The organism is Janthinobacterium sp. Mn2066, assembly GCF_049319705.1.
GTDB lineage: Bacteria > Pseudomonadota > Gammaproteobacteria > Burkholderiales > Burkholderiaceae_D > Janthinobacterium.
This window is the reverse complement of record NZ_JBMOUF010000001.1, coordinates 153,989-180,214: the sequence shown is the minus strand read 5'-3', so window position 1 is coordinate 180,214 and position 26,226 is coordinate 153,989. Positions and strand designations below refer to the sequence as shown.

Below are 26,226 nucleotides of genomic sequence, written 5' to 3'. Positions count from 1 at the left end.
CACAAGGCTGTCACATGACCGTACACGTTCGCTCTATTTTTTCCTTGCGCCTGCGCCCCCTGGCGCTGGCCGCCCTGCTGGCTACCGGCACGCAGTTCCCTGCGCAAGCCGCTGCCCCCGCAGCTATCAGCTACACCATACCGGCCGGCCCCCTGGCCGCAGCCCTGAACCGCTATGCCCAGCAATCTGGCGTGTCCATCGTCATCGATGCGGCCAAGGTGCAAGGCTTGACTACTGCTGGCCTGCAAGGCAGCTACGCCATCGATGACGGTTTTGCCGTGCTGCTGCGCGGCAGCGGCTACGCCATCGGCAAGACGGCCACCGGCTATGTGCTGGTGGCTGCGCCAGCATCGGCGCCGGCAGCGTCAGCCGCAGTCGAGCGCAGCATGCCAGCCATTACCGTCGTCGGCCAGGCCGACCAGGGCGCTACCACAGAGGGTAGTGGCTCCTACACGGCGCGCGCCATCACCCTGGGCAAGGGCGAGCAGGCGATGAAGGATATTCCGCAGTCCGTCAGCGTGCTGACGCGCCAGCGCCTCGATGACCAGGGCATTACCGACTTGCGCGAAGCCGTCAATAACGTCACGGGCGTGGTCGGCGTGCATGGCGTGGGACCGGGCGTGGTGATCACGGCGCGCGGTTTCCAGATCGACCAGTGGCAGTACGACGGCGTGCCGATCGACCGCAACACCTACGCACTGGGCAACTGGGGCCAGGAAAACATGACCATCTACGACCGCCTGGAAGTGCTGCGCGGCGCCTCCAGCCTGCTCGAGGGCACGGGCAGTCCGGGCGGCTCCGTCAACCTGGTGCGCAAGCGCCCGCTGGCCACGCGCCAGTTTGCCGTCACGGCGCGCGCCGGATCGTGGGACCACTATGGCGCACAGTTCGATGTCAGCAGCCCCTTGAACGCCGAAGGCACGCTGCGCGGGCGCGCCGTCATCGATGAAGACGATAGCCACTCATTCGTCGACCAGGTATGGAGCAAGAGCCGCACCGTGTATGCGGCGCTCGACTACGATATCGCACCCGCCACCACCATCGGCCTGGCTGTCAGCAGTGTCAATGACCGTGGCCGCCCCATGTTTATCGGCCTGCCCCGTTATGCGGACGGCACGGAGCTGGGCCTGCCCCGCTCTACCTACACGGGCAGCGACTGGAACCGCAGCAAGATGGAACAGACCACCATCTACGCGGACCTGGATCACCGTTTCAATCCGCAGTGGCAGCTGAAGATGTCGGCGCTGGGCATGAATGAAACCACCAGCGCCACCCACCAGCGCATGGCTGGCGCCATCAATGCCGATGGTAGCGGCTCGCGGTATGGCGACTTTGCCACCGACTTCGACAACCGCCGGCGCGGCATCGACGCTTTCGTGCGCGGCAAGTTCGATGGCTTGGGAATCGCGCAGGAAGTGGTAGTGGGCAGCAGCTACGTCAGCTTCACTTCAAATGACCGCTATGCGCGCGCCTGGACGCCGGGCGCGCAGATTTTCCATATCGACCATCACCGTCCCTGGCAGGATTACGACAGCATTGCCGCGCGCGGCGTGACCTCGCTCAGCACCTATGACATCCGCCAGAAAGGTCTGTATGGCAGCTGGAACGGCCAGCTCACGCAACACCTGAAAGCCTTGCTGGGCGGGCGCTTCAGCTGGTATGACTTTGTGTACGCCACGCCAGATGGCTACCGCGACCAGACCAGCGCCTCGGCCAAGTTCACGCCATCGGCAGGTCTGCTCTACGCGCTCACTCCGCAATGGTCGGCCTACGCCAGCTACGCCGATATCTTCACGCCGCAAACCAACCACGATGTGGCAGGCCAGATCCTCAAGCCCATCACGGGCGCCAATTACGAAGCGGGCATCAAGGGGGAACTGCTGGACGGCAAGGTCAATACCTCGCTGGCCGTGTTCCGCTACGAGCACAAGAACCGCGCCGTGACCGATTACGCGGCCGGCTTTGCCTGCGACGGCTGGTACTGCTCGCGCGCGGCCGGCAAGGTGCGCAGCCAGGGCCTGGAAGCGGAAGTGGGCGGCGAAGTGGCGCAAGGACTACAACTGTCGGCCGGCTACGCCTACACGGCCACCACCTACCTCGACGATCCGGATGAGCAAGGCAAGGTATTTTCCACCTGGACGCCAAAACACATGCTGCGCCTGTGGTCCGGCTATACCCTGCCCGGCGATTGGAACAAGTTCAGCCTGGGCGGCGGCGTGAACCTGCAAAGCCACACGGTCGATTACACGCGCAGCTTCGACGTGCCCGGCTTTGCCATCTGGAATGCGCGGCTGGCCTGGCAAGCCACGCCGCAGGTGGCGCTGTCGCTCAACGTCAATAATCTGTTCGACAAGCGTTATGTGATTCCTGCCTATAACGATACGGGCGGCAATAATTATTTTGGCGACCCGCGCAACGTGCAGTTCACCCTGAAGTACACGCCGAAGTGGTAATCATCAGCAGTACATAAGAAAAACGCCAGCAGCGCTGGCGTTTTCTTCACCTGCTTTACTGCGCCGTACGCGGCTTGCCTATCAGCAGCAGCGCGCCCAGGGTCAGCAAGGCTGCCACGGTCAGGTAATAGCCCACGTATTGCAAGCCATAATTGGTCGCCAGCCAGGTGGCGATATACGGCGCCAGCGAGGCGCCCAAAATACCGGCCAGGTTGAAGGTCAGCGAGGCGCCCGTGTAGCGCACTTCGGCCGGGAACAGTTCGGACAGCAAGGTGCCCAGCGGGCCATAGGTCATGCCCATCAGGCCCAGGCCGACGGCCATGAACAGGGTGACTTCCCAGGTCACGCCCGAACCGAACATGGGCGCCAGCACCAGGCCGAAGATGGCAATCGCTGCCGACACCCAGATCATGGTGGCGCGGCGGCCGCGGCGGTCGGCCAGCACGGCCGAAAATGGAATCGTCAGCGCAAAGAACAGCACGGCAAACAGTTGCACGATCAAAAATTCCTTGCGCGTAAAGCCCAGCTTGGTCGTGCCCCAGCTCAGCGCGAACACGGTCATCAGGTAAAACAGCACGAAAGTGGCCAGGGCAACGATGGTGCCCAAAATCAACATACGGCCATGCTGGCGGAACACGGTGGCGACCGGCAATTTCACGCGCTCGTTCTTGTCCAGCACTTTCTGGAAGTCCGGCGTTTCCGTGATCTTCAGGCGCACATACAGGCCCACGATCACCAGCAGCGCGCTGGCCAGGAACGGGATGCGCCAGCCATAGCTGAAGAATTGCTCATCGGTCATGGTTTCGCTGAGCAGCAAGAAGATGCCGCCCGACAGGAAGAAGCCGATCGGTGCGCCCAGTTGCGGAAACATGCCATACCAGGCGCGCTTGCCCGGTGGCGCGTTTTCCGTTGCCAGCAAGACGGCGCCGCCCCACTCGCCCCCCAGGCCCAGGCCCTGGCCGAAGCGGCACAGCGCCAGCAGCAGCGGCGCCAGGGTGCCGATGGCGGCATAGGTCGGCAGCAAACCAATGATGACGGTGGAAATGCCCATCGTCAGCAAGGCGGCCACCAAGGTGGCCTTGCGGCCGATGCGGTCGCCGAAGTGGCCGAACACGGCCGAGCCGATCGGGCGGGCAAAGAAGGCGATGGCAAACGTGGCCAGCGATTGTAGCACGGCGGCCGACGGGTCGCCGGCAGGGAAAAACAGTTTCGGGAACACCAGCACGGCGGCAGTGGCGTAGATATAAAAGTCGAAGAACTCGATGGTGGTGCCGATCAGGCTGGCAAATAATACGGTGCCGGGGGAATTTTTCTTGGGGGGGCTACTCATGTACTGCGCTCCTTCGGGAGGGTGTCTAAAGGCCATTCTCTGGATGTTTGTTCAGGCAGCAGCTCAGCGTTGTCTCGACGCGTCGTGGACATATCATAGCCGCGCGCGGACTTTATGGCTGGTGAATTTGAAAACATATTTCACGCGCAGATGCGCCGTGCTATTGCCGGTCAGAGAAACAACGGTCGTGCGCCATCCGGGTCAAACCGGGGCACGGCAGGAAGGTCGTCAGGGGATGAGAGACGTGGTCCAACCCGGCGTATCGCCAGGCACTCCATGCCAGACCTGCTGGAACATCGCGGCATCGTCACTGTGGTGAGTGCTTGCCTGCAGCCGCTCCGGGTGGAGCGGGCCGCTGATGATCGCGCCGGCATCGTTTGACAGATGCCGTTGATCTTGCTGTAAACACTAATAATACGCGCTGGGGTACTGTGCGGCAAGAAGTACTGGGGTCAGACCCGTCGGGTCTGACCCCAATTTACGTTGTCGTATCGATCAGCGCGAATGCCTGGTCGATCTCCGCACTATCGAGCGGCCTCACCAGGCGCGCCACTTCCTGGCCATCCTTGAGGAAGATCAAGGTCGGCCACAGCTTGACGCGGAACGAACGGCCCAGCGCGCGGCCGGGGCCATCTTCCACGCGCAGATGCGGCACGCCAGGGTGGCTGGCGTAGGCGCTGGCCAACGGTGCATGGCTGGCGCGGCAATGGCCGCACCAGCCGGTGCCGAACTCCAGCAAGGCCGGTCCCGCCAGGGCGTCGATCTGGGCCCGCGTAGGCTGGGCCACGGCATAGAGTTCGCTGATCATGGCTTACACCACTTTCAGGCGCAAGTCGGTCAGGCCGGCAATCGCGCCGACCAGTTCATCGCCGCGCTGCACGGCCGCCACGCCCGCTGGCGTGCCCGTGTAGATCAGGTCGCCTGGCTGCAGGGTGAAATATTTCGACAGGTCGGCGATGGTTTCGGCCACATTCCAGATCAGCAGATCGGTGGTGCTGCCCTGGCGCAAGACGCCATTCACGTGCAGGGTGATGGCAGCCTTGCCGATCTCGCCTGCCTGCGCGGCGGGCGTGATGGGGCCGATCGGCGCCGACTGTTCAAAGGCCTTGCCCGTATCCCATGGACGGCCCAGTTTTTTCGCTTCGCCCTGCAGGTCGCGGCGCGTCATGTCCAGGCCCACGGCGTAACCCCATACGTGTTGCAAGGCATCGGCAGCGGCGATGTCGCTGCCGCCCTTGCCGATGGCCACCACCAGTTCCATCTCGTGCTGGAAGTCGGCAGTGTGCGCCGGATACGGCAATTCACCCGTCACGCCAGCGGCCACGGGCAGCACGGCGTCGGCCGGCTTCATGAAAAAGAAAGGCGCTTCGCGGCCCGTGTGGCCCATTTCCTTGGCATGGTCGACATAGTTGCGGCCTACGCAATAGATGCGGTGGACGGGAAAGGTGTCGGTGCTGCCGACGACAGGAACGCTGGGCTGGACGGGTGCGGTAATAACATACGACATGAAAAGCTCCTGGAGGTGGAACAGAGAGGATATGACACGTGAGCATGGCAGACGGTCGCTGCCATGCCTTATTCTACGACGATTAGGCTATTTCAGCAGGCCCGAGCGACCCGGGTCCGGCATGCGGATAGCAACAATGAAAGAGATTAAACACATGATGGAAACATACCAATAAAAATACGATTCCACATGCCATGCCTTGAATTGCAGCGCCACGTATTCGGCCGAACCGCCGAAGGTGGCATTGGCGATCGCATACGACAGGCCGACGCCCAGCGCGCGCACTTCGACGGGAAACATTTCCGCCTTGATCAAGCCGCTGATCGAGGTATAAAAACTGATCACGGCCAGCGCGATGACGATCAGGCCAAACGCCACATACGGGTTGCTGATGTCTTTCAGCGCATGCATGATGGGCAATACACAGATGGTGGCCAGGCCGCCGAAGAACAGCATCGAGGTGCGGCGGCCGATGCGGTCGGACAGGGCGCCAAAGATCGGCTGCATGATCATATAGGCCAGCAAGGCCCAGGTCATGACGGCGCTGGCCATCTTTTCATTCATGCCGGCCGTGTTGACCAGGTATTTCTGCATATAGGTGGTAAAAGTGTAGAACACCAGCGAGCCGCCGGCCGTAAAGCCCAGCACCGTAATGAAGGCGCGCTTGTGCTTGAGCAAGCCACGCAAGCTGCCCGCATCCTTGCCCTTGCGCTCGTGGGCGGTAGTCGTTTCCGTCAGGGATTTACGCAGGTTCAGCGAGACCAGGGCAACGATGGCGCCGCAGACAAAGGGAATGCGCCAGCCTCCGGCGCGCAACTGTTCCAGGGTCAATAGTTGCTGCAAGATCACCAGCACCAGCAAGGCCAGCAACTGGCCGCCGATCAGGGTCACATAGTGAAACGAGGCATAGAAACCGCGCTTGCCCGATTCCGATACTTCACTCATGTAGGTGGCGCTGGTGCCGTATTCGCCGCCCACGGACAAGCCCTGCAACAGGCGCGCCAGCAGCAGCAAAAACGGCGCGAGCGCGCCGATGGTGGCGTAAGTGGGCGTGATGGCGATCATCAAGGAGCCGCCGCACATCATCAGCACGGAAATCATCATCGACTTGCGGCGGCCGTATTTGTCGGCGATGCGGCCAAACAGCCAGCCGCCCACGGGGCGCATCAGGAAGCCAGCCGCAAAGATGCCGGCCGTTTGCAGCAGTTGCGTGGTCGGATTACCGGAAGGAAAAAAGGCGTGCGAAAAATACAGCGAGCAAAACGAGTAGATATAGAAGTCGAACCATTCGACCAGGTTGCCGGAAGAGGCGCCGATGATGGCCTTGATGCGCTGCCCCGAAGTGAGCTGTGCAAGATCTTGCGTAGTGTCAGTCATATCATTCTTCTTTTCAAATCGAAAAAGCCGGCGATGCCGGCTAGCTGCAGTGTCAAACGCGTTCCAGCACCAGGGCAATACCCTGGCCCACGCCGATGCACATGGTGCACAGGGCGTAGCGGCCACCCGTGCGGTGCAACTGGTTGACGGCCGTTAATGCCAGCCGCGCACCGGAAGCGCCCAGCGGATGGCCGAGCGCCATTGCGCCGCCATTCGGATTGATGCGCGCATCGTCGTCGCGCAAGCCCAGCTGGCGGATCACGGCCAGGCCCTGCGCGGCAAACGCTTCATTGAGTTCGATCACATCGAAGTCCTCCAGGCGCATGCCCGTCATGGCCAGCACTTTCAAGGTGGCCGGCGCGGGGCCGATGCCCATCACGCGGGGCGCCACACCCGTTGTCGCCATGGCCACCACGCGCGCACGCGGGGTCAAGCCGTAGCGAACGGCGCTGGCTTCATCGGCCAGCAGCAAGGCTGCCGCGCCATCGTTGACGCCGGACGCATTGCCCGCCGTCACCGTGCCATCGGCCCGCACCACGGGTTTCAGTTTCGCCAGGGTTTCCAGGGTGGTGGCGCGCGGATGCTCGTCGCGGCTGACGATGATGGCATCGCCTTTCTTTTGCGCGATGGTGACGGGGCAGATTTCGCTGTCGAATACGCCCGCCTGCTGCGCGGCCAGCGCCTTGAGCTGGCTGGACAAGGCCATCCGGTCCTGGTCGGCGCGGCTGATGCCGTGTTCGACCGCCACGTTTTCCGCTGTTTCCGGCATCGAGTCGACACCGTATAACGCCTTCATCACGGGATTGATGAAACGCCAGCCGATGGTCGTGTCTTCCATCTTCATGCTGCGCGAAAACGCGCTGTCAGCCTTGCCCATCACAAATGGTGCGCGGCTCATGCTTTCCACGCCGCCCGCGATCATCAGGCCCGCTTCGCCGCTCTTGATAAAACGCGCCGCGCTGCCGATGGCGTCCAGGCCCGAACCGCACAGGCGGTTCAGGGTCGCGCCCGGCACCGACATCGGCAAACCGGCCAGCAAGGCCACCATGCGGGCCACGTTGCGGTTGTCTTCGCCAGCCTGGTTGGCGCAGCCGTACAGTACGTCGCTGACGGCGTCCCAATCCACGTTCGGGTTGCGCGCCATCAAGGCGCGGATCGGCACGGAGCCCAGGTCGTCGGTCCGCACGCCCGACAGACTGCCGCCGTAACGGCCAAACGGCGTACGCTGGCCGTCACAAATAAAAGCATGGGTCATGTTCTTTCCTCCAAGAAAGGGGTTGTTCTAACAACGTCCGTCCGCCAGCGGCACCGGCGTCAAGGCTTGCAATTGTTCCAGGGTCATCCCCTCCACCAGTTCGACCACCTTGGCGCCATGCGACCCCAGGTCGATCACGGCCAGGTCGCTATAGATGCGGCTGACGCAGCCGATGCCCGTCAGCGGGTACGTGCAGGCCGGCACCAGCTTGCTCTCGCCCGTTTTGGCCAGCAATTCCATCATGACCCAGGTTTTCTTGGCGCCGATGGCCAGGTCCATCGCGCCGCCCACGGCGGGAATCGCGTCGGCGCCGCCCGTGTGCCAGTTGGCCAGGTCGCCCGTGCTTGATACTTGAAACGCGCCCAGCACGCAAATGTCCAGGTGGCCGCCGCGCATCATGGCAAAGCTGTCCGCATGGTGAAAATAACTGCCGCCAGCGAGCAAAGTGACGGGCTGCTTGCCTGCATTGATCAGGTCGTAATCTTCTGCACCGGGTACGGGCGCCGGGCCCATGCCGATCACGCCGTTTTCGCTGTGCAAGATAATTTCTGCACCGGCGGGCAAGTGGTTGGCTACCAGGGTCGGCAAACCGATACCCAGGTTCACTACCGCGCCTTCCTTGATATCGGCCGCCACCTTGGCCGCCATCTGGTCTCGATTCCATTTATTCATGTGATTGTCTTTCAGGCGGCTGCCTTGAAGCCGGCCGGGCCGGTGGCCGTGCGCGGCACTTGCACGATGCGCTGCACGAACAGGCCAGGCGTGATGACGTGTTCCGGGTCGATGCTGCCCAGTTCGGCAACTTCGTGCACGGAAGCAATGCTGACCTTGGCAGCCATGGCCATGATGGGACCGAAGTTGCGCGCCGTCTTGCGGTAAGTCAGGTTGCCCCAGCGGTCGCCCTGCTCGGCCTTGATCAAGGCAAAGTCGGCGTGGATCGGCGATTCCAGCACATACATGCGGCCGTCGATTTCACGCGTTTCCTTGCCAACGGCCAGTTGCGTGCCGTAGCCGGTGGGCGTGAAAAAGCCGCCGATGCCGGCGCCGGCAGCGCGGATGCGCTCGGCCAGATTACCTTGCGGCACCAATTCCAGTTCCAGCTTGCCCGAGCGGTACAAGCCATCGAAGACGTGGGAATCGGCCTGGCGGGGAAACGAGCAAATGATCTTGCGCACTTGCCCGTTTTTCAGCAGCGCGGCCAGGCCCGTGTCGCCATTGCCGGCATTGTTGTTGACGATCACCAGGTCGCGCGCGCCGTGGGCGATCAAGCCGTCGATCAGCTCGGCTGGCTGGCCCGCGCCGCCGAAGCCGCCAATCATGACGGTGGCGCCATCGTGGATAACGGCCAGCGCGTCGGCCACGCTGGCGCGGAGTTTGTCGATCATCGTGCTATCTCCTTTGGGTAAAGCAGTCTCATATGTTCGCAATTCGAACAATTATTCGCATTTAGAACTTATTCGTGAGAATATGCCTGATAGCAGCGCTTGTCAATTTGCGGGCCATCGTGCCCCCATTGCTATAATGACCAGCTTAATCAAGTGGAATTCCTATGAACCAGAGCAGCAGCACAACCATTTCCGAGCAAGAACCCGCCGATGGCGCGCCCCGTCCCGGCGACAGCTACGTGCAATCGTTCGCCCGCGGACTGGCCGTGCTGCGCAGCTTTGGCGCCGATGCGCCCCAGCAAACCCTGAGCGAAGTGGCGGAGCGAACCGAGCTGACGCGGGCCGGCGCGCGGCGCATCCTGCACACCCTGCTGCACCTGGGCTACGTGGAAGCCGACGGGCGCCTGTTCCGCCTGACGCCCAAAGTGCTGGACCTCGGCTACGCCTATCTGTCATCGTTGCCCGTCTGGACCCAGGCCCAGCCGCTGCTGGAAGACCTGACCCTGTCCTTGCGCCAGGCGTGTTCGGCCACGGTGCTCGACGGCAACGACATCGTGTATGTGGTGCGCCTGTCGGCCCATCGCACCATGTCGATCAACCTGGGCATCGGCAGCCGCTTGCCCGCGTATTGCACCTCGATGGGCCGGGTCTTGCTGTCGGGCCTGTCGCCCGATGCGCTGTGCAGCAAGCTGTCCACCATGCCGCTGCTGAAACTGACACCGGCCACCGTGACCGATATCGATGCCTTGATGGCAGAAATTGCCCAGGTGCGGCGCCAGGGCTGGAGCCTGGTGCAGGAAGAACTGGAACAAGGCCTGGTCGCCCTGGCCGCGCCCGTGTTTGACCGCAATGGCAAGATCGTCGCGGCGATTAACGCCAGCGGCCAGACGGCCGGCCCGCCCGTGGCGCACTTGCTGGAACATACCTTGCCGAAACTGCTGGCGACGGCAGACAAGGTCAGCGCGCTGGTGCGGATGCAAAAGTAATGGCTATGTCACCGTCAGATGTGGGAAGTCTCCTAGTGTTGCCTTCAACAAAGTTTCAGCCGACAGGATGCGCCTGGCGTCGAGTATCCAGCGCCAGCCCAGGTCATTGGGTAGATAACGTGTCGCCACGCCATGAAAAATGCGCAGCCATCCACGCAAGCGGCTGCGATACGCGTTGACGTTCTGCGCGTGGACCGCGCCGCGCACGCGGATACCGGCGCGCAAGTTGACGGCTTGATGACTGATGTCTGTCTCCCGGGCGAAAGCAGCATAGGCCGCATGGGCATCTGTCACCAGCAGGATGTCGCGGTCGATCACGGGTAGCAGGCAATGCAGCAGCTGTTTCCTGGTCAGTTGCCCCTTGCCCGTGACGGTAGCGATGGTTTGCCCCGTACGGTCACGCGCCACCAGGATGCAAACCTGCTCGCTGGAAATGCCACGCTGACGGGCATGACCACCACGCCGGCGTGCCGGACGCTGCAAATGACGCGCGCCTTTTTCCGATTCCAGCAGATACATCTCATCAGCCTCGATGATGCCATGCAGGCAGCGCGGACGGTCGGTTTTCGCCAACGCCAGAAAGCGGTGGCGCCAGCGAAAACTGCCATTGCGCTTGTTGCATGCTGATCTCCCTGTTTGACTGGTCTGATGAGTCAGACCTCAGCCTTGCAGCAAGATTCCCCTATTTATCGAGGACAGAGCCAAAGTAATTACTTGCGATCTATCCAGATCGGGTTGCTGTACGCCTTGTGCCCTTCGCGGTCTTCCACGATCAGCGCATACCAGGTGGCGTTGTCATTCGGCATGAAATCGACGCGGCGGCTGCGCGGAAAATCGTCGAAACTCAAACTGGCCGCCACCACGCCGCCGCCGATCAGCTCAACCTTTTTGATGCCGGCCAGCGCCTGCAGATCAAAACCCAGGGTGGCCGGCCGTTTTGCCAGCCGCGTGCCAAATACGGTATCGGGATAAATCAGCGGCCCGGCACTGACATAGCTATGACCCGCCTTGACGGCCGCGCTGTAGCTGGCGGGCGTGAGTTTCCCTTCGACATGGGCAAAGGTACGCACCCGGCCCGACACATCATTCCACACGTCATGCACATCGGTGCCGCCGCTCAAGTAATAAGGCTGGCTAGCATTCCAGTATTGCCACAGCGTTTGCAGCACCTTGACATCATCGCCAGGGGTGGACGCATTGATTTCCACCACATTAAATGCGCCGTTGAAACCGCCGGGCGCGACCTTGGCGTCCAGGCTGGCGAAATAGCCGTAAGGAATAAATGGGTGGTTGACCTGTATCGTCGTCGCCCCCAGCCGGCGCGCTTCGGCAAAGATCTGGTCCACCGTTGCCGTGCTCATGTCAATGACTAGCTTCTGGCCCGCCTTCAAGGGATAGGCATTGAAATGGGCCCACGAAGCGGAGAGTTCCATGGAGCCGATCAACGGCAACTTGCGCCGGCCGGCAAGCGTTTCCAGCATCGGCAAGTTGACCATCGTGTCATGGTCGCTGACAAACAGTAAATCGAGCCCGGCCGCCAGTTGTGCACGGGCCAGGTCGACCGGCGGCGTGACCGCTTCGGCCTGGTCTGCATGATGGTGCAAATCGGCCGCAAACCAGCGGCGCGCCGCGGGATCGGCAAACGGTTTCAGCACCACCTCGGCCCGCAGTTGCGCTCCAGCCTCTACTTGCACATCGAGCGTCGCCGGTTCGCTGAGAAAACCGCCGCCCGACGATAGCGTGAAGACATACGCACCGGGCGCCAGGCTCACATCGGCCTTGCCTTTGCGGTCCAGTTCCGTGAAAAACGTCTTCTTGCCCAGGAACGCCACCACCGGCTGCTGGCCTTTGCTGATCACGATGCGCGCATCGAGCGGCAAGGATTTCATATTCCTGACGTCAAAGTGGATCGTGCCTGGCCCTTGCAACTGGCTGAAATCCTGGATCACCGGCTGGCCGCTGTCCACCGTCAGGGGTTGCGGCGCCGTCTGGCTATACCCCTTGGCCGTGGCATAAATTTGATAATCGCCGAGCGGCAACTGCATGTTGTAGCTGCCGTTCGGCGCCAGTGCCCAGCCATAGGGCTGGCCGGCTTTTTCCAGCACAATCACGGCTTGCTGCACCGGTTTTCCATCGACGCCGCGCACCGTGCCGCGTACTTCGCCGGCCGGCAAGCCATCGCGTGCAATTTCGGAGCGCATCACGGGCGCCAGGTCGCCGCTGGCCCCCACTTGCAGCCAGCCGTCAAACTGGCGGCTTTCGCCGGGCGCCAGGGTATGGCGCTGGTACAAATCTTTCGAGCCATATTCCACGTCATTGAAATACGCGGCGTGCAGGGCCACGCTCCAGTCCGCGTCATACGCCACCATGCGGTGCGCCAGGACATCGGGCGCCGGTCCGTGTTCGGGCCCGCCAGGCACGCCGAACAGGAAACCGCCCTTGGGCCAGTAAGTGAGGCCAGACAACAATCCCGGCAAGGCAGTGTCGCCGTCATTACGCATCGTGGTGGAGACCTCCACGCGGTCGGCGCCGTCTTTCAAGGTGTAGGTGGTGGTGATGACCACCTTGCCCCAGTCGCGCACGGTGCGTATCACGACTTGCTGCGGGCCGCGCTCGACAATATCGATCTTTTGATAAGTATTCGGCCAGGCCGACCAGTTATTCGGAATAAAGTCGGCAAATACGGCGCGGTCGCGGCCGATCTTGCCCTTGCTGACAGCGGCGATATCGACCAGCGCGCCGCGCGGCACGCCATACGGCACCGGCGATTCGACGGCCAGCGCAAACGCCAGCTTTTGATTGATGACCGTGATGTCGCCACGCGCTTTGGCGTCGCCATCGCGGATCGGCGTCGGCCCCGTGACGATGCGCACGGCGGCGCTGGCCAACAGGGGAATACTGCACGCCAGCATGGCGGCCAGCCTGAAATACTTGTTCATGAAAATTCTTTCCAAATAAAAAACGCGGCGGGAATCACTTCCCGCCGCGCCTTGCTACTGATTTACTGCAACATCCATTACAACTTGCCGCTCACCGTCAGGAAAAGCTGGCGTGGGGCGCCGGCCAGCAAGGTGGCCAGGGTGCCGTTCGGGTCCGATGCGGCAAAGCCGTTGGTGCCGATCGTGCTGAAGTATTGCTTGTCGAACAGGTTGCTGACGTTCAACTGTACGGAGACATCCTTGAACGCGCCCACATTCTTGAACTTGTAGCCGGCCGACAGGCTCGAGGTCCAGAACGATGGCACGGACGCATCGTTGGTGTAGGTGTAGTAACGCTTGTCGGTGAACTTGCCACCCAGGCGCGTGAACCAGGCTGCATTTTCATACGACAACTCGGTATTGAACATCACGCGCGGTGCATCGACCACGTCCTTGCCGGCCACGGCCACCACCGTGCCGTTGTCGACGTAGTTCGATTTGTATTTCGAGCTGTTGTAGGTGAAGGAATTGAACCACGACACTTCACGCGACAGTTTCCAGACAGCCAGCGCTTCCAGGCCGCTGGTTTCCACCTTGCCCACGTTGGCGATGACGCTTGGGCAACCGACGATGCCGGCGCAGGTGGCGATGCCCAGCTGGCGGTCCTTGAAGTCGGCGTAATACACGGCGATCGAGCCTTGCACGGCGTCACGCTTGAAGCGCATGCCCAGGTCGATGGTGGTCGAGGTTTCCGGTTTCAGCTGGCTGGCAGTCAGGTCGAACGCTTGCTGGGTTTGCGAAAACGGACCGGTGATGCCCGGTTGATACGCACGCATATTGCGCGAGAACGAGGTGAACAGTTCATCGTCCTTGTTGAGGCGATAGGTAATGCCCGCTTGCGGCAGGAAGGCTTTTTTCGCTTCGATATTGCCGGCGGCGCGCGTGCCCACCAGGTTGACGGATTCGATCGACACTTTCGGGCTCTTGAAGCCGAAATTGAGGCTCAGCTTGTCATTCAGCAAGGACATCGTGTCTTGCAGATAGAACTGGCGCGTGGTGGTGGTGAAATCCTGCTTGAAACCGGTCGCGAACGGGTTCGACAGGAAATGGTCCTGGTAAGTGCCATCCGTGACGGCATAGAAATTACGCGTCAGGGTATGCAGGCTGCGCTCGCCCCAGAAACCGGCATTGATGGTGTGGTTGGCCACTTCCCAGGTCAGGTCGCTGGTCACGCCATCGCGGCCGATCGAGTACTCGGTGGTGCGGATCGAAATCGGCACGGTGGCCGAGGACGGGGTGTACGGCGTGTACCAGTGGCCCTGGCCTTTGTTGTCGTGGTGATAAATCGTGGTTTTCATCACGGCAGCCGGGGTCAGCTGCAAGTCCAGCGACAAGCCGCCCAGGTTATCCTTGCGCAAGCCACGGCCCAGGTAATACGCGTCATCCATGCTGTTGACGCCGCCCGTATAAATGCCCTTGGCGGCATTCACGGCGCGCTGCCAGTCGGGCGCATAGTTATCCCAGTTATAGCCGAGGCGCTTGACCATATCGAGCGACAAGTCCTGGTAATCGACTTCGCTGCGGCTCGAATAATTGTAGAAACCGCTCAACTTGTTGTCGCCAAACGTGTGCACGAACTTGCTGTTGAACTGGTCCTGGTCTTGCGGGCCGTCGCCTTTCCATTTTTCGGAACGCATGCGGGTGCCGCTCAGGTAAAACTTGGTGCCGGTCGACAACAAGCCGCTATCGACGCGCACAAAGGTGCGCGAGGTGCTGTCGCTGCCCAGGGTTTGCGAGGCGGTTGCGCCCATGGTGTCGGAAGGGTCGAGCGTAAAGAACTGTACGGTACCGCCCAGGTTGCTGGTCGAGGCAGTGCTCAGGGCGCCGGCGCCTTGCGAGACGGCCACGCGGCCGATGTTTTCCGACGAAATCGCACGGCTGATGTGCAAGCCGTTGTTATTGCTGTAGCTCATGTCGCCCAGCGGCACGCCATCGAGCGTGAATCCCAGCTGGCTTTGATTGAAACCGCGGATGCTGAAACGCGTCGACCACTCATAGGAACCGAACGGGTCAGCCGATTGGAAACTGACGCCTGGCAATTTTTCCAGGGTCAGCAAGGGGCTGGTGCCTGGAATGGCTTTTTGCAGGTCGGCGCGCGTGATGTTTTGCACCTGGCGCGACTGGCCCTGGCCCGTCACTTCGACAACCTGCATCGGCGCAGCAGCGGCGGCGCCCTCGCCTTCACCTTCGGGAGCGGCAGCGTGCGCGTAGCAAGCCAGTGCCTGTAATACCAGGAAGCAAATCGGTTTCAATGGATAACGCTGTTGCATGGGATTCTCTCATTTGTTTTTTGGGATAAAGAGGAAGCCACGAAGTGAACGGTGCTAGGGTCACGAACTCGGCTGGAGCGAATTCTATTTAGACAATATGACGCACCAATGACATGCAACAACGATGGAATGTGGAAAGTACGTAGTAAAACACCCTCGCCAGACTGGCCGGCAGGGTGTTAATTGAGGGGAAATAAAGGACTGGTTTACTTGGCCTTGAACTTGGCGCAAGGGTCCTTACGCGACTGGGGCGCCATGGTTTGCGTGAGGTCAAATTCACCGGCAATCGCCTGGCTGCCCTGCTCCACATAACCGATGCTGCGCACGTTCAATTGCGGGTCGGCCAGCTTCAACCAGCGGGCCACGCCGATGTCTTTGCGCACGTGATCGTTGCCAGCAAACAACACCACTTCGCGTGGCGCCTGGTCGCGTATCAGCTTGGCCATCCAGATATCGCGCGCCACCTGGGTATGGATCATGCCGTCGATCATCATGTCCGAGACCATATTGCAGTGGCTCTCCTGGATTTGTTTCCTTTGCCCTTGCAGCAAGTCGGCCGGCACGGGCGCCGACAGATACGTTTTCACCATGGCCGGCGACATCGACCATTGCATGCCATCACGCGCGGTGCGCGACGCATCGGTCCGCGACAGATTGCCAGCAATCAAGGTCAACTGATAATTGATCACCAGGTCCAGCACGGGCCGGTATTGATCCCAGTCCCAGCCCGGCTGCTCCATTACGCGGATGATGCAATCGGGATCGGCGCAATCGCGCGTGGCGCGCGTCAGCAGCGGCTGGGTATCGCGGTCGAACTGTTCCATCACGATCACGGGACGCCAGCCAGCAGCGACCCGGCGCTGCAATTCAGCCAGGCGCAGGCGCTGGCCCTGGACATTGTCCACCACTTCGCCCAGCAGCAGCACTTGCGGGTTGGGCACGCTATCGGTGACCGGCGCCGGCGGCGCCCCCTTCTTCAGCAAGCCGCCACAGGCGCTCAGGGCCAGCACGCAGCACAGGACACTTGCCTGTTTGATCAATCGCATCATGGAGTTTCCCGCATCGGTATGTACGCTGTGTACGATGCGGCAGATTGTACCGTTTCAGGACGGCGCCGACGATTGTTTGTCGCGCGCCTGGCGGCGCTCCAGCCAGGCAAACAGGGCCATGCCAGCCAGCATGGCGGCGGCAAAGATCCAGGCTTTCGCCTGCCACGCCAGCAAGGACACCAGCGCCGGGCCGGGGCAAAAACCGGCGATGCCCCAGCCGGCACCAAAGGCCAGGCTACCCAGCAGCAGGCGCCGGTCCAGCTGGCGGTTGCTGGGCAGTTGCATGGCATCGCCAAGGATGGCCCGCTGGCGGCGGCGCGCCAGCCAGAAGGCAGGCATGGCGACGGCAATCGCACCGCCCATCACCAGCGCCAGCGACGGATCCCAGGCGCCGGCCAGGTCAAGAAAGCCCAGCACCTTGGCGGGATTGCTCATGCCGGAGACGATCAGGCCCAGGCCAAACAGCAAGCCACTCACAAGGGAAAAAAGCAGGCGCATCATGTCCAGGCCAGCCCATGGCGCAGCAGATAGACGGTCAGGAATCCTGCCGCCATGAAGCACAGCGTTGCTGCCAGCGAACGGGGAGACAGCCGCGACAGGCCGCACACGCCATGGCCGCTGGTGCAGCCGGCGCCATAGCGCACGCCCAGGCCCACCAGCAGGCCGGCAATTACCAGGGCCGGTGTGCTGGCGTCGATAAATACGTCAGGCAAGACATGGTGCAATTGGTACAACAAGGGAGCGATCAGCAAGCCGGCCAGGAAGGCGAGGCGCCAGCCGGAGTCTCCTTTGCGCGGAGACAACAAGCCACCCACGATGCCGCTGATGCCAGCGATGCGGCCATTGAACAGGATCAAGACGGCAGCGGCCAGGCCGATCAGCAAACCGCCCGCCAGCGATGACCAGGGCGTGAAATGTTGCCAGTCGATGTGCATGGAAATATTTTAGTCGAGGTCGTCGGCGTCGCCGTAGGAGCGCTTGGGTCCGCAAAATTGTGCATACAGCAATTGCAGCACGGCCAGCGCTTCGCGGCTGGCGACGCGGTAATAAATCTGCTTGCCATCGCGCCGCGTAGCCACCAGCATTTCCTCGCGCAGCACCCCGAGTTGCTGCGACAAGGTCGGCTGCACGATGCCGACTTTTTGCTCGAGGTCGCTGACGCAATGCTCGCCTTGCGACAATTGGCACAGCAGCATCAAGCGGTCGGCATTGCCCATGGCTTTGAGCAAGGAACTGGCTTTATAGGCGGACGTGCGCATCACGTCCAGATTGAACTGCGCTGTTACGGTTTCCATCGCGCCCTCCCACAGGCCTGGCTAGCTAATACTAAGAAAACATCGCTTGAACAATATGCTAATCGATATATTGTTTTCTTGCTGACAGCACAAATAAAAAACAACAGCGTTTTTTATCCATGGTCAACATCAGCATGGGGGAGCAAGTTATTTCTCGGTCAGGCGGCACACCCGTTCAATATTTCCCACAGGAATACCCGACTTCAGGGCGCGCGCGATACAGGCCGCCTTGTCGGGGCCGGAAGCAGAAATAAGCACGAAGGCGGTCAGCACCACGCTGATGGCGACCAGCACGATCAATACCCCTTTGACGATATCCCAATTCATTTTTTATGGTTGTTGTAGTAAAACATGTAGTTTATTCATGGTCGCCCAGTTGCGCGAGGTCACGCCATCGCCCAGCAGCAAGCCCAGCGCGGCGATCACCTTGCTGGCCAGCACGCCATCGGGGCACCAGGCATAGGCGGCCCATTTGCCGGCCGCCAGCGCTTCGGGATGCCATTGCTGCTGCAACAAGGGCGCGATGCGCCGGGCGTCTATCGGGTTGTTGATCACCAGCGCCAGCAAGCGCGATGCATCGCTGGTCGGGACCAGGGGGTTTTCAGTCATCAGTTCGTCAAATTGCGCGTGGGACAACACCGTCACCCTGGCCGCCACGCCCAGTTTCAAGACCAGCGCTTCCTCGATTTGCGTCGCGGCCTCCGCCGGCGCCAGGCTGCCCGCGTTGAAGACCACGTTGCCACTGTTGAGCACGGTATTCACTTCCGTCATGCCCAGGTCGCCCAGCAGCTTGCGCAGGTCGGCCATGGCCACGCGCTTGGCGCGGCCCACATTAATGCCGCGCAAGAAGGCCACCTGGCGCTCACCGTGCTGTATTGTCATGTTCGTCTCCCTGGCCGTCCTTACCCTCTGGCAATGGCGTCACCCTAGGCAGGCGCAACAGGAATGTGGCGCCCTGGCCTACGGTGCTGTGTACCGTGATGGTGCCGCCAAATTGCTTGGCAATCAAGTTGAACACGATATTCAATCCCAATCCCGTGCCACCCTGGCCGCGCCGCGTGGTGACAAACGGATCGAAGACGCGGTCGATCAGGTCGGGCGCGATGCCCCGGCCATTGTCGCGCACCTGCATATCGATCCAGTCGGGATCGCAGCGCACGCCGATATGGATGCTGCCCGCCGTGTCGGCGTCAAACGCATGCTCGACGCAGTTCAGCACCAGGTTGGTCAGCACCTGCGCCAGGGCACCGGGATAGCTGTCAAACATGATTTCTGATGGGCAATCAATCGTGATGGCGATGCGCGTCTTTTTCAAGGTTGGCTGCAGGCTGGCCACCACTTCCTGTATATAGTCGGACAACTCGAACAGGCGGCGCGCCTCGCTGACCTGGTCGACGGCGATCTGCTTGAAACTATGGATCAGGTGTGCGGCGCGGTAGGCATTGTTCATGATCAGGCGCGCGCTTTCGCTGGCCGTTTCCAGGTAGCGCACGATGTCGGTCTTCCTGACGGCGCCACCTGCAACGGCCGCGCTGATGTCTTCGGTCGCTTCCTTCAGGACCGAGGCGCTGGTCAGGGCGATGCCGACCGGTGTATTGATTTCATGGGCTACGCCAGCCACCAGGCTGCCCAGTGCGGCCAGGCGTTCCGCCTGCAGCAGCGATTCCTGCGCCAGGCGCAATTCATCCATCGCCTGCGCCGTTTCATGCTGTGACCGGCGCGCCGCATCTTCCGCCTCGCGCGTACGGAAGATGATGGACTTGAGCTTGCGCTGCACAGCATTGAAACCCCGGATCACGTCGCCCAGTTCATCGCGCCGCGTTTCCGGCAACTCTTCCACCTCATCGCTGCCGCGCGTGGCCAGGTCGAACAAGCCATCGCGCAACTGGCGCAGCGGGCGGAAGATGATGCGCAGGCTGAGCGCCAGCGCCGCCACCAGGATGATATCGAGCAGCAATACTTCCACCACCTTGCGCCGCACTTCACTGCGCAAGGCTGCATCGATCTGTTCGCCGCTGAAATTGACGATGACCTTGCCCACGATCACGGGCCTGGCGCCGCTGGAAGCGACGGCGTCGCGAAACACCAGCGGCGCCTCGACGGGCGTGCCGCCGATCGCCAGATCACTGAGCAACGGTTGCAGCACACCGGCCGCATCGCGCATTTCGCCGGCAAACAGGCCGACGGACGCGTCATACACGCGGATGGCGATCAATTCGGGCGGCAGCATTTCGGCTGCCACGATGCTGTCGACCTTGGATTTATCGAGATCCCACAGGGCTGAAGGCAGGCTCGTCTGCAGGCGCGTCAGCACGCCGGTGCGCAGGCGCGCACTACCTGCCTCCAGCTCCTGACTGAGTGTATATTGGGTATAGCTGCCGGAAATGCCGAGCACCAGGGTGACGATGACGACAAACAGCAAGGTCAGCCTGACCTGGGTACGCATCGTCGTCGCCATCATTGCCTTGCTTGCCATCGAACAGCACTCCCGGAGTGTGTACTGCCGCCGGCCCGCGGCGCGCAGACAGGGATGTCGACGGCAGGCCAGCATAGAGGCAATGTACGTGATGAGATGCTTATTGGCAAGATTTACAACAGCCATGCAGGAAAGAAGGACATTGATGCAGGATGAAGACATTGCGCTGCGGCAATGATAATATCCCGCAATCATCAAAAGGAGTCATCATGACCACGCATCAGCTTTTACCCTTGGAGCAAATTCGTCCCGGCATGATCTTATCGGACGTGTTGCTCGATGCGCGGGGGCAAGTGTTACTGCCGCAAGGTGCGGTGTTAACAGAAAACATGCTATCGCTGATGCCGCGGCATGGCATCGAGATGCTGTCCATCCAGGCGCCGCCCCTGTCGCCGGAAGAGCAGGCGGCATTGCAGGAAAGCTATCGCACGCGCCTGGCACATTTGTTCCGCAAGCACGATCCGGCCGATCCGGACGATGCCAGCACGGGATTGCTGCTCAGCTATGTCAGCAACTATCGCCTGGACACAAAAGCAGGAGCGGCAGCATGAGCAGCGCACTGCCTTTGATTACGGCCGAAGACATCGTCGCCGGCCTCGATGACCTGCCGTCGCTGCCGGCCGTGGTGATGGAACTATTAAACAGCATCGACCAGGAAGACGTCGATATTTCCGTGCTGGCAAAAAAAGTGTCCTACGACCAGGCGCTGACGGCCAAGACCTTGCGCCTGGCCAATTCGTCGCAATACGGCCTGCAAGTCAAAGCCACCACCATCCAGCAAGCGATCACCTACCTGGGTTTCCAGACTACCCGCAGCCTGATCACCTCGGCCGCGATAACGGGCGCCTTCCCGGAAGGACGCTGCCCCGGTTTCGACGACAAGGCCTTCTGGCGCCATTCGGTGGCCACGGCCGCCTGCGCAAAAGTGCTGGCGCGGCATATCCGCTTCAACCAGGATTACGCGTTTACGGCAGGCCTGCTGCACAATATCGGCCGGCTGGTGCTGGTCAGCAGTTTCCCCGACCATTATGCACAGGCGCTGGCCTACCGCGCGCAGCACGATTGCAGCATGCTGGAAGCGGAACAGACGATATTGGGCGTAGACCATGTGCAGGCCGGCGTGGCGCTGGCCGAACGCTGGAATTTTTCCGACACCATCCGCCTGGCCATCGCCAATTACGTGCAGCCGGAAGTAGCCGGCGCCGGTTTCCTGGCGGCCTTGATCCATGTTGCCAATGCAGTCGTTTGCGCGCTGGACCTGGCGCAGGCGGCGGACGATATGGTGCCGCGCGTGTCGCCGGTGGCGTGGGCGGCGCTGGGACTGGAAGAAGAAGCGTATCTGCAACTGTTCCGCGAAACGGAATTGCGCTACGGTGAAATCACGGCGGCTTTGCTCAGTTAAATCAGCTTTGCCTGGGGTACAAAGAAAAACGGCCTTCGCGTCAAGCGAAAGCCGTTATTTTTTCCACTACGGTGACGACCGGGTGCTGTCTCAAGGCCAGCGCTGGGCTGACAGTGTTTGCACCGGTAAAACAGTCTTCAAACCACCGCAACATCAATGCGCGTAGTTCGATTCTTGCGCATCGGCACGGTCTTCCGCTTTTGGGCGGCCCTGGGCATCGGACAGACGATACTTGGTGCGGCGGTCGCCCATCAAGTCACGCAGGTCACGGATGCTCATGCCCGTCACTTCGTGCATGCGGATCAGCAGCGAAGCGCCGACTGGCAAACGGTGGTGACGGATCTTGCTGATCACCGGTGGCGCCACTTCCAGCAAGCGCGACAGGGCTGCATCGTTCTTCAGCTGCATCTTGCTCAGCAGAATATCCAGCAGGTGGTTAGGGTTGTAGCTTTCTTGAGATGCTAATGCATGATGTGCCATGATTTTTCCTCGTCTAGTAAAGTCTGGTGAATGTTGATGTTGAAAGAATGCCGATCCGAACTTAAGGCTGGCTTAGAGCTTAAAAAATTTAATGTTTGCCAGCCTTACCCGCTTTTCGCCTGCTTTCTCCTGCCCCTCTCCATCCTGCCGCGCTATCTGTACCGGGACTCGCACAGCCACGTCCAGCAATGTGAACAGCTTGCTTCCAGAGTAGCGATCAGAGGCAAGCGCACACAAATGAATTGCATATAAGGCAATATACTAGTCCAAACCAGCGGCATCCGCGCCTCGCGCAACCTTCCTGATTGTTAAATATCAAGCTAGTTGCGGGTAGGCTTTTTAGCAATGCCATTTCAACACATTAGGATGCCAGCAGGCGCGCACCAGACTTTGTAGCAACTTGTTACAAATCAATAATGCACTGCGGAAATAAACGGCGGTTTCCACAACATGCGCGCCGTGTTTTTTGCCGTCGCCACGACCGCAAGCGCAACATGGCCCGTGGGGGAGATTTACGTTAAACTAACGCCTGACCGGCAGCCTGCGCCACCGTGCAAGACGCTCCGCCAGGCCTGCCTACCGCCTCGTTCCGCGGCATCCCACCAACATCCCATGACCGCTAAAGCGCCTGACTCCATGCAGAAAAAAGTATTCATTAAAACCTTCGGCTGCCAGATGAACGAGTACGACTCGGACAAGATGGCCGACGTGCTGGGCGCCTCCGATGGCCTGGTGCGCACCGAGCGCCCGGAAGAAGCCGATGTCATCCTGCTCAATACCTGCTCCGTGCGCGAAAAGGCGCAGGAAAAAGTGTTTTCCGACCTGGGCCGCTTGCGCGAACTGAAACTGGCCAACCCGAATCTGCTGATCGGCGTGGGCGGCTGCGTGGCCTCGCAGGAAGGCGACGCCATCGTCAAGCGCGCGCCGTATGTCGACATGGTGTTCGGCCCGCAAACCCTGCACCGCCTGCCGCAAATGATCGAGCTGCGCCGCTCCAGCGGCGCGTCGCAAGTGGACATCAGTTTTCCTGAAATCGAAAAGTTCGACCACATGCCACCGGCCAAGGTGGACGGCGCCTCGGCGTTCGTCTCCATCATGGAAGGCTGCAGCAAATACTGCAGCTACTGCGTGGTGCCCTACACGCGCGGCGAAGAAGTCTCGCGCCGCTTCGAAGACGTGCTGACGGAAGTGGCCGGCCTTGCCGCACAGGGCGTGAAGGAAATCACCCTGCTGGGCCAGAACGTGAACGCCTACCGTGGTCTGATGGAAGGCGGAGAAATCGCCGACTTCGCGCTGCTGCTCGAATACGTGGCCGACATTCCCGGCATCGCCCGCATGCGCTTCGTCACCAGCCACCCGAAGGAATTCACGCAGCGCCTGATCGACGCCTACGCCAGGATCCCGCAACTGGTCGACCATCTGTACCTGCCGGCGCAGCATGGCTCCGACAAGATCCTGGGCGCCATGAAGCGCGGCTACACGGGCCTGGAATACAAGTCCATCATCCGCCGCATCCGCGCCGTGCGCCCGAACATGGCGATTTCCTCGGACTTCATCGTCGGTTTCCCCGGCGAGACGCAAGCCGACTTCGACGCCATGATGAAGCTGATTGCGGACGTCGGTTTCGACAATAGCTACAGCTTCATCTTCAGCAAGCGCCCCGGCACGCCCGCCGCCAGCCTGGAAGACGACACGCCGCATGAAACCAAGCTGGCCCGCCTGCAGCAGCTGCAGGCCGCCATCGACGCCAATACGCGCAAGTACAGCCTGGCGATGGTGGGCACCGTGCAAACCATCCTGGTCGATGGCCGCTCGAAAAAAGATACCGATGACAGCGAGCTGCAAGGCCGCACCGAGAACAACCGCGTGGTCAATTTCGACGCCGGTCCCGATGGTTTGCACCTGATCGGCCAGCTGGTCGACGTGCGCATCACCGAAAGCCATTCCTACACCCTGCGCGGCGAGTTGGTCGCCAGCGCCCCCGCATTGAAAAGAGCCAGTTGAAAACCAAAGCCCCGATACAGCCGCATTACTTCATCCCCGAGCCGCTGGACAATACGCGCCTGGCGCACCTGTGCGGCCCTCTCGATGAAAACCTGCGCCAGATTTCCGCCGCGCTCGACGTGACGATTTTCCGCCGTGGCGAGAAATTCATCGTCGGCGGCAGCAATGCCGAGCGCGCCGTGGAAATCCTCGAACAGTTCTACGCCATCGCCAACAAGGTGGTGCTGCTGGAAGAAGTGCAACTGGCGCTGGTGGAGCAGCGCGCCGGCCTGTCGGCGGCGTCCGAGCACCACGCCAGCACGCCTGTCAGTACCTTTGTCGAACCCGACATCGCCAGCCCCGTGCTGAAAACACGGCGCAGCGATCTGCGGGGACGCACGCCGCACCAGATCGCCTACCTGCGCAATATCCTGGAACACGACATCAGCTTTGGCGTGGGCCCGGCCGGCACCGGTAAAACCTATCTGGCCGTGGCCTGTGCCGTCGATGCGCTCGAACGCGACGCCGTCAAGCGCATCATCCTGACGCGCCCCGCCGTGGAAGCGGGCGAGCGCCTGGGCTTCTTGCCAGGCGACCTGGCGCAAAAGGTCGATCCGTATCTGCGCCCCCTGTACGACGCGCTGTACGACTTGCTGGGCTTTGACCGCACGCAAAAACTGTTTGAAAAACAGGTGATCGAGATCGCCCCGCTGGCGTACATGCGCGGGCGCACCCTGAACCATGCGTTCGTGATCCTGGACGAAGCGCAAAACACCACCGTCGAACAGATGAAGATGTTCTTGACCCGTATCGGCTTTGGCAGCAAGGCCGTGGTGACGGGCGACGTGACCCAGGTCGACCTGCACAAGAGCCAGAAAAGCGGCCTGGTCGACGCCGTGCAAGTGCTGAAAGACGTGCGCGGCATCGGTTTTACGCAATTTAATTCCACCGACGTGGTGCGCCATCCGCTGGTGGCGCGCATCGTCGACGCCTATGAGACGGCGCAGGCCGCCGAAGCCGGCGCCGCCCAATTACTTCCCCTGATCAAACCAGCAGCCGCCAAACATGTCCGAAAAAAATAAACTCTCGCTGTCCGTGCAATATCCGGACACCCGCCTGGAAACCCTGATCACCCGTCCGAAAATCCGCCGCTGGGTGCAGGCGGCCCTGTTCGCGCCGGCCGAATTGACGATCCGCTTCGTCGATGCCGAAGAAGGCCGCAGCCTGAACCGCGATTACCGCGAAAAAGACTACGCCACCAATGTTCTGACCTTTGCCTACAACGAGGGCGAGGCAGAGCTGGCCGACGACGAGCCGACGCGCGCCGACATCATCCTGTGCACCGACGTGCTGGAAAAGGAAGCGGCGGAACAAAAAAAGAGCGTGGAAGAGCATACCGCCCACCTGATCGTCCATGGCGTACTGCACGCGCAGGGCTACGACCACATGGATGACGAAGAGGCCACCGAGATGGAAGGCCTGGAAACCGAGATCCTGGCCGGGCTGGGCATCACTGACCCATATAAAGAGTAAAAAAGGAGTAACTATGGGAACCTGGGCCACCGACGCCTTCGGCAACGACTACGCCATGGACTGGGCGCAGGATTTGCAGGAATACAAGACCCTGGAACTGGTCGAAACGACATTGGACAACGTCATCGACAGCATCGAGCCCGAACTGGAAGCGCCATTTGCCGCCGAGGCGCTGGCCGCGCTGGAAGTGATCGCCCGCCTGCTGGGCAAGCCGGGACCGGACGATCCTGCCACGGCCGAGGTCGATGAATGGGTGGAACGTTGCAAGAAAAAGCTCACGCCACCGCTGCTGGACAAGGCGCGCCTGGCGTTCGAGTGCATCACGGCAGAAACCTCGGAACTGCGCCAGCTGTGGCAGGAAAGCGAACATTTTGACGACTGGCTAGCCGATGTGAGCGATTTGCGCCAGCGCGTGCTCGGTGAAATCCAAGCTCAGGCAACGACCCGGTAAACGTATCAAATCTGCA

25 protein-coding genes and 1 pseudogene are annotated in these 26,226 nt (G+C 61.2%); 8 read left to right on the top strand and 18 right to left on the bottom strand.

Features of this window, described 5'->3' with window-relative positions; genetic code table 11:
• Positions 1-14: 14 nt before the first annotated feature.
• The gene (locus ACL9RI_RS00795; protein ID WP_422724706.1) at positions 15-2,453 is read left to right on the top strand and encodes a TonB-dependent siderophore receptor; all 2,439 of its coding nucleotides are present in this window, start codon (positions 15-17) and stop codon (positions 2,451-2,453) included.
• A gap of 55 nt (positions 2,454-2,508) precedes the next feature.
• Here ACL9RI_RS00795 and ACL9RI_RS00790 read toward each other — a convergent pair whose 3' ends face one another.
• The 7 genes from ACL9RI_RS00790 to ACL9RI_RS00760 form a co-directional block, all read right to left on the bottom strand.
• Positions 2,509-3,783 (bottom strand): MFS transporter, encoded by a 1,275-nt coding sequence (locus tag ACL9RI_RS00790; RefSeq protein WP_422724705.1) that lies wholly within the window; start codon positions 3,781-3,783, stop codon positions 2,509-2,511.
• A gap of 478 nt (positions 3,784-4,261) precedes the next feature.
• Positions 4,262-4,591 (bottom strand): thioredoxin family protein, encoded by a 330-nt coding sequence (locus tag ACL9RI_RS00785; RefSeq protein ID WP_422724704.1) that lies wholly within the window; start codon positions 4,589-4,591, stop codon positions 4,262-4,264.
• A 3-nt stretch (positions 4,592-4,594) separates the two neighbouring features.
• Complete coding sequence (locus ACL9RI_RS00780) at positions 4,595-5,290, bottom strand: fumarylacetoacetate hydrolase family protein (protein WP_422724703.1); 696 nt, start codon at positions 5,288-5,290, stop codon at positions 4,595-4,597.
• A gap of 87 nt (positions 5,291-5,377) precedes the next feature.
• Positions 5,378-6,667, bottom strand: coding sequence for an MFS family transporter (locus ACL9RI_RS00775; protein ID WP_422724702.1), 1,290 nt, complete (start codon positions 6,665-6,667; stop codon positions 5,378-5,380).
• 52 nt (positions 6,668-6,719) lie between these two features.
• On the bottom strand, positions 6,720-7,922 hold the full coding sequence (gene pcaF, locus ACL9RI_RS00770) for a 3-oxoadipyl-CoA thiolase (protein ID WP_422724701.1): 1,203 nt from the start codon (positions 7,920-7,922) through the stop codon (positions 6,720-6,722).
• Positions 7,923-7,949: 27 nt separating this feature from the next.
• Positions 7,950-8,594, bottom strand: coding sequence for a 3-oxoacid CoA-transferase subunit B (locus tag ACL9RI_RS00765; RefSeq protein WP_422724700.1), 645 nt, complete (start codon positions 8,592-8,594; stop codon positions 7,950-7,952).
• 11 nt (positions 8,595-8,605) lie between these two features.
• Positions 8,606-9,307 carry a 3-oxoacid CoA-transferase subunit A gene (locus ACL9RI_RS00760; protein ID WP_422724699.1) on the bottom strand — a complete coding sequence of 234 codons (702 nt, stop codon included), beginning with the start codon at positions 9,305-9,307 and terminating at the stop codon, positions 8,606-8,608.
• A 164-nt stretch (positions 9,308-9,471) separates the two neighbouring features.
• Here ACL9RI_RS00760 and ACL9RI_RS00755 point away from each other — a divergent pair, with 164 nt between their 5' ends.
• Positions 9,472-10,293, top strand: coding sequence for an IclR family transcriptional regulator domain-containing protein (locus tag ACL9RI_RS00755; RefSeq protein WP_422724698.1), 822 nt, complete (start codon positions 9,472-9,474; stop codon positions 10,291-10,293).
• Positions 10,294-10,296: 3 nt separating this feature from the next.
• Here ACL9RI_RS00755 and ACL9RI_RS00750 read toward each other — a convergent pair.
• The 10 genes and pseudogenes from ACL9RI_RS00750 to ACL9RI_RS00705 form a co-directional block, all read right to left on the bottom strand.
• Positions 10,297-10,905, bottom strand: a pseudogene (locus ACL9RI_RS00750) (IS1595 family transposase); the annotation flags it as partial.
• A 98-nt stretch (positions 10,906-11,003) separates the two neighbouring features.
• On the bottom strand, positions 11,004-13,232 hold the full coding sequence (locus tag ACL9RI_RS00745) for a CehA/McbA family metallohydrolase (RefSeq protein WP_422724697.1): 2,229 nt from the start codon (positions 13,230-13,232) through the stop codon (positions 11,004-11,006).
• 77 nt (positions 13,233-13,309) lie between these two features.
• Entirely contained in the window at positions 13,310-15,541 is a 2,232-nt protein-coding gene (locus ACL9RI_RS00740; protein ID WP_422724696.1) for a TonB-dependent receptor, read from the bottom strand.
• Between the two features lie 206 nt (positions 15,542-15,747).
• Positions 15,748-16,590: a ChaN family lipoprotein gene (locus tag ACL9RI_RS00735; protein WP_422724695.1), complete on the bottom strand. Its 843-nt coding sequence runs from the start codon at positions 16,588-16,590 to the stop codon at positions 15,748-15,750.
• 54 nt (positions 16,591-16,644) lie between these two features.
• Entirely contained in the window at positions 16,645-17,088 is a 444-nt protein-coding gene (locus ACL9RI_RS00730; protein ID WP_422725157.1) for a DUF6691 family protein, read from the bottom strand.
• On the bottom strand, positions 17,088-17,525 hold the full coding sequence (locus ACL9RI_RS00725) for a YeeE/YedE family protein (protein WP_422724694.1): 438 nt from the start codon (positions 17,523-17,525) through the stop codon (positions 17,088-17,090). The genes ACL9RI_RS00730 and ACL9RI_RS00725 overlap by 1 nt, the downstream gene beginning before the upstream one ends.
• A 9-nt stretch (positions 17,526-17,534) precedes the next feature.
• Positions 17,535-17,885: an ArsR/SmtB family transcription factor gene (locus ACL9RI_RS00720; protein WP_183675135.1), complete on the bottom strand. Its 351-nt coding sequence runs from the start codon at positions 17,883-17,885 to the stop codon at positions 17,535-17,537.
• 147 nt (positions 17,886-18,032) lie between these two features.
• A complete protein-coding gene (locus ACL9RI_RS00715) occupies positions 18,033-18,212 on the bottom strand; it encodes a hypothetical protein (RefSeq protein ID WP_422724693.1) in 180 nt (59 codons plus the stop codon).
• Between the two features lie 3 nt (positions 18,213-18,215).
• Entirely contained in the window at positions 18,216-18,767 is a 552-nt protein-coding gene (locus tag ACL9RI_RS00710) for a DUF1697 domain-containing protein (RefSeq protein WP_422724692.1), read from the bottom strand.
• Complete coding sequence (locus ACL9RI_RS00705) at positions 18,748-20,361, bottom strand: sensor histidine kinase (protein WP_422724691.1); 1,614 nt, start codon at positions 20,359-20,361, stop codon at positions 18,748-18,750. Before ACL9RI_RS00705 ends, ACL9RI_RS00710 begins: the two co-directional genes overlap by 20 nt.
• Positions 20,362-20,570: 209 nt before the next feature.
• Between ACL9RI_RS00705 and ACL9RI_RS00700 the strand changes: the two genes are divergently transcribed.
• Together ACL9RI_RS00700 and ACL9RI_RS00695 are read left to right on the top strand one after the other, a co-directional pair.
• Positions 20,571-20,912: a hypothetical protein gene (locus ACL9RI_RS00700; RefSeq protein WP_422724690.1), complete on the top strand. Its 342-nt coding sequence runs from the start codon at positions 20,571-20,573 to the stop codon at positions 20,910-20,912.
• Positions 20,909-21,763 carry an HDOD domain-containing protein gene (locus ACL9RI_RS00695; protein ID WP_422724689.1) on the top strand — a complete coding sequence of 285 codons (855 nt, stop codon included), beginning with the start codon at positions 20,909-20,911 and terminating at the stop codon, positions 21,761-21,763. Before ACL9RI_RS00700 ends, ACL9RI_RS00695 begins: the two co-directional genes overlap by 4 nt.
• 153 nt (positions 21,764-21,916) lie before the next feature.
• On the opposite strand, the gene ACL9RI_RS00690 is transcribed toward ACL9RI_RS00695, so the two are convergent.
• Positions 21,917-22,243, bottom strand: coding sequence for a hypothetical protein (locus ACL9RI_RS00690; protein WP_422724688.1), 327 nt, complete (start codon positions 22,241-22,243; stop codon positions 21,917-21,919).
• A gap of 636 nt (positions 22,244-22,879) precedes the next feature.
• On the opposite strand from ACL9RI_RS00690, the gene miaB reads away from it, so the two are divergent.
• The 4 genes from miaB to ACL9RI_RS00670 are packed head-to-tail and all read left to right on the top strand — an operon-like array spanning position 22,880 to position 26,210.
• Positions 22,880-24,247 carry a tRNA (N6-isopentenyl adenosine(37)-C2)-methylthiotransferase MiaB gene (miaB, locus tag ACL9RI_RS00685; protein ID WP_422725156.1) on the top strand — a complete coding sequence of 456 codons (1,368 nt, stop codon included), beginning with the start codon at positions 22,880-22,882 and terminating at the stop codon, positions 24,245-24,247.
• A complete protein-coding gene (locus tag ACL9RI_RS00680) occupies positions 24,244-25,308 on the top strand; it encodes a PhoH family protein (protein ID WP_422724687.1) in 1,065 nt (354 codons plus the stop codon). Before miaB ends, ACL9RI_RS00680 begins: the two co-directional genes overlap by 4 nt.
• Entirely contained in the window at positions 25,292-25,759 is a 468-nt protein-coding gene (ybeY, locus tag ACL9RI_RS00675; protein WP_422724686.1) for an rRNA maturation RNase YbeY, read from the top strand. Before ACL9RI_RS00680 ends, ybeY begins: the two co-directional genes overlap by 17 nt.
• Positions 25,760-25,772: 13 nt before the next feature.
• Positions 25,773-26,210 carry a DUF4259 domain-containing protein gene (locus tag ACL9RI_RS00670; protein ID WP_422724685.1) on the top strand — a complete coding sequence of 146 codons (438 nt, stop codon included), beginning with the start codon at positions 25,773-25,775 and terminating at the stop codon, positions 26,208-26,210.
• Positions 26,211-26,226 lie beyond the last annotated feature (16 nt).

What these genes read in the sequence shown, in the direction of transcription:
- ACL9RI_RS00740 (WP_422724696.1), bottom strand. Translation starts at nt 15,541, where the DNA reads ATGCAACAGCGTTATCCATTGAAACCGATTTGCTTCCTGGTATTACAG.
- ybeY (WP_422724686.1), top strand. Translation starts at nt 25,292, where the DNA reads ATGTCCGAAAAAAATAAACTCTCGCTGTCCGTGCAATATCCGGACACC.
- ACL9RI_RS00695 (WP_422724689.1), top strand. Translation starts at nt 20,909, where the DNA reads ATGAGCAGCGCACTGCCTTTGATTACGGCCGAAGACATCGTCGCCGGC.
- ACL9RI_RS00720 (WP_183675135.1), bottom strand. Translation starts at nt 17,885, where the DNA reads ATGGAAACCGTAACAGCGCAGTTCAATCTGGACGTGATGCGCACGTCC.
- ACL9RI_RS00765 (WP_422724700.1), bottom strand. Translation starts at nt 8,594, where the DNA reads ATGAATAAATGGAATCGAGACCAGATGGCGGCCAAGGTGGCGGCCGAT.
- ACL9RI_RS00690 (WP_422724688.1), bottom strand. Translation starts at nt 22,243, where the DNA reads ATGGCACATCATGCATTAGCATCTCAAGAAAGCTACAACCCTAACCAC.
- ACL9RI_RS00730 (WP_422725157.1), bottom strand. Translation starts at nt 17,088, where the DNA reads ATGCGCCTGCTTTTTTCCCTTGTGAGTGGCTTGCTGTTTGGCCTGGGC.
- ACL9RI_RS00760 (WP_422724699.1), bottom strand. Translation starts at nt 9,307, where the DNA reads ATGATCGACAAACTCCGCGCCAGCGTGGCCGACGCGCTGGCCGTTATC.
- ACL9RI_RS00745 (WP_422724697.1), bottom strand. Translation starts at nt 13,232, where the DNA reads ATGAACAAGTATTTCAGGCTGGCCGCCATGCTGGCGTGCAGTATTCCC.
- ACL9RI_RS00780 (WP_422724703.1), bottom strand. Translation starts at nt 5,290, where the DNA reads ATGTCGTATGTTATTACCGCACCCGTCCAGCCCAGCGTTCCTGTCGTC.
- ACL9RI_RS00725 (WP_422724694.1), bottom strand. Translation starts at nt 17,525, where the DNA reads ATGCACATCGACTGGCAACATTTCACGCCCTGGTCATCGCTGGCGGGC.
- ACL9RI_RS00735 (WP_422724695.1), bottom strand. Translation starts at nt 16,590, where the DNA reads ATGATGCGATTGATCAAACAGGCAAGTGTCCTGTGCTGCGTGCTGGCC.
- ACL9RI_RS00705 (WP_422724691.1), bottom strand. Translation starts at nt 20,361, where the DNA reads ATGGCAAGCAAGGCAATGATGGCGACGACGATGCGTACCCAGGTCAGG.
- ACL9RI_RS00710 (WP_422724692.1), bottom strand. Translation starts at nt 18,767, where the DNA reads ATGACAATACAGCACGGTGAGCGCCAGGTGGCCTTCTTGCGCGGCATT.
- ACL9RI_RS00755 (WP_422724698.1), top strand. Translation starts at nt 9,472, where the DNA reads ATGAACCAGAGCAGCAGCACAACCATTTCCGAGCAAGAACCCGCCGAT.
- ACL9RI_RS00670 (WP_422724685.1), top strand. Translation starts at nt 25,773, where the DNA reads ATGGGAACCTGGGCCACCGACGCCTTCGGCAACGACTACGCCATGGAC.
- ACL9RI_RS00700 (WP_422724690.1), top strand. Translation starts at nt 20,571, where the DNA reads ATGACCACGCATCAGCTTTTACCCTTGGAGCAAATTCGTCCCGGCATG.
- ACL9RI_RS00715 (WP_422724693.1), bottom strand. Translation starts at nt 18,212, where the DNA reads ATGAATTGGGATATCGTCAAAGGGGTATTGATCGTGCTGGTCGCCATC.
- ACL9RI_RS00790 (WP_422724705.1), bottom strand. Translation starts at nt 3,783, where the DNA reads ATGAGTAGCCCCCCCAAGAAAAATTCCCCCGGCACCGTATTATTTGCC.
- miaB (WP_422725156.1), top strand. Translation starts at nt 22,880, where the DNA reads ATGCAGAAAAAAGTATTCATTAAAACCTTCGGCTGCCAGATGAACGAG.
- ACL9RI_RS00795 (WP_422724706.1), top strand. Translation starts at nt 15, where the DNA reads ATGACCGTACACGTTCGCTCTATTTTTTCCTTGCGCCTGCGCCCCCTG.
- ACL9RI_RS00775 (WP_422724702.1), bottom strand. Translation starts at nt 6,667, where the DNA reads ATGACTGACACTACGCAAGATCTTGCACAGCTCACTTCGGGGCAGCGC.
- pcaF (WP_422724701.1), bottom strand. Translation starts at nt 7,922, where the DNA reads ATGACCCATGCTTTTATTTGTGACGGCCAGCGTACGCCGTTTGGCCGT.
- ACL9RI_RS00785 (WP_422724704.1), bottom strand. Translation starts at nt 4,591, where the DNA reads ATGATCAGCGAACTCTATGCCGTGGCCCAGCCTACGCGGGCCCAGATC.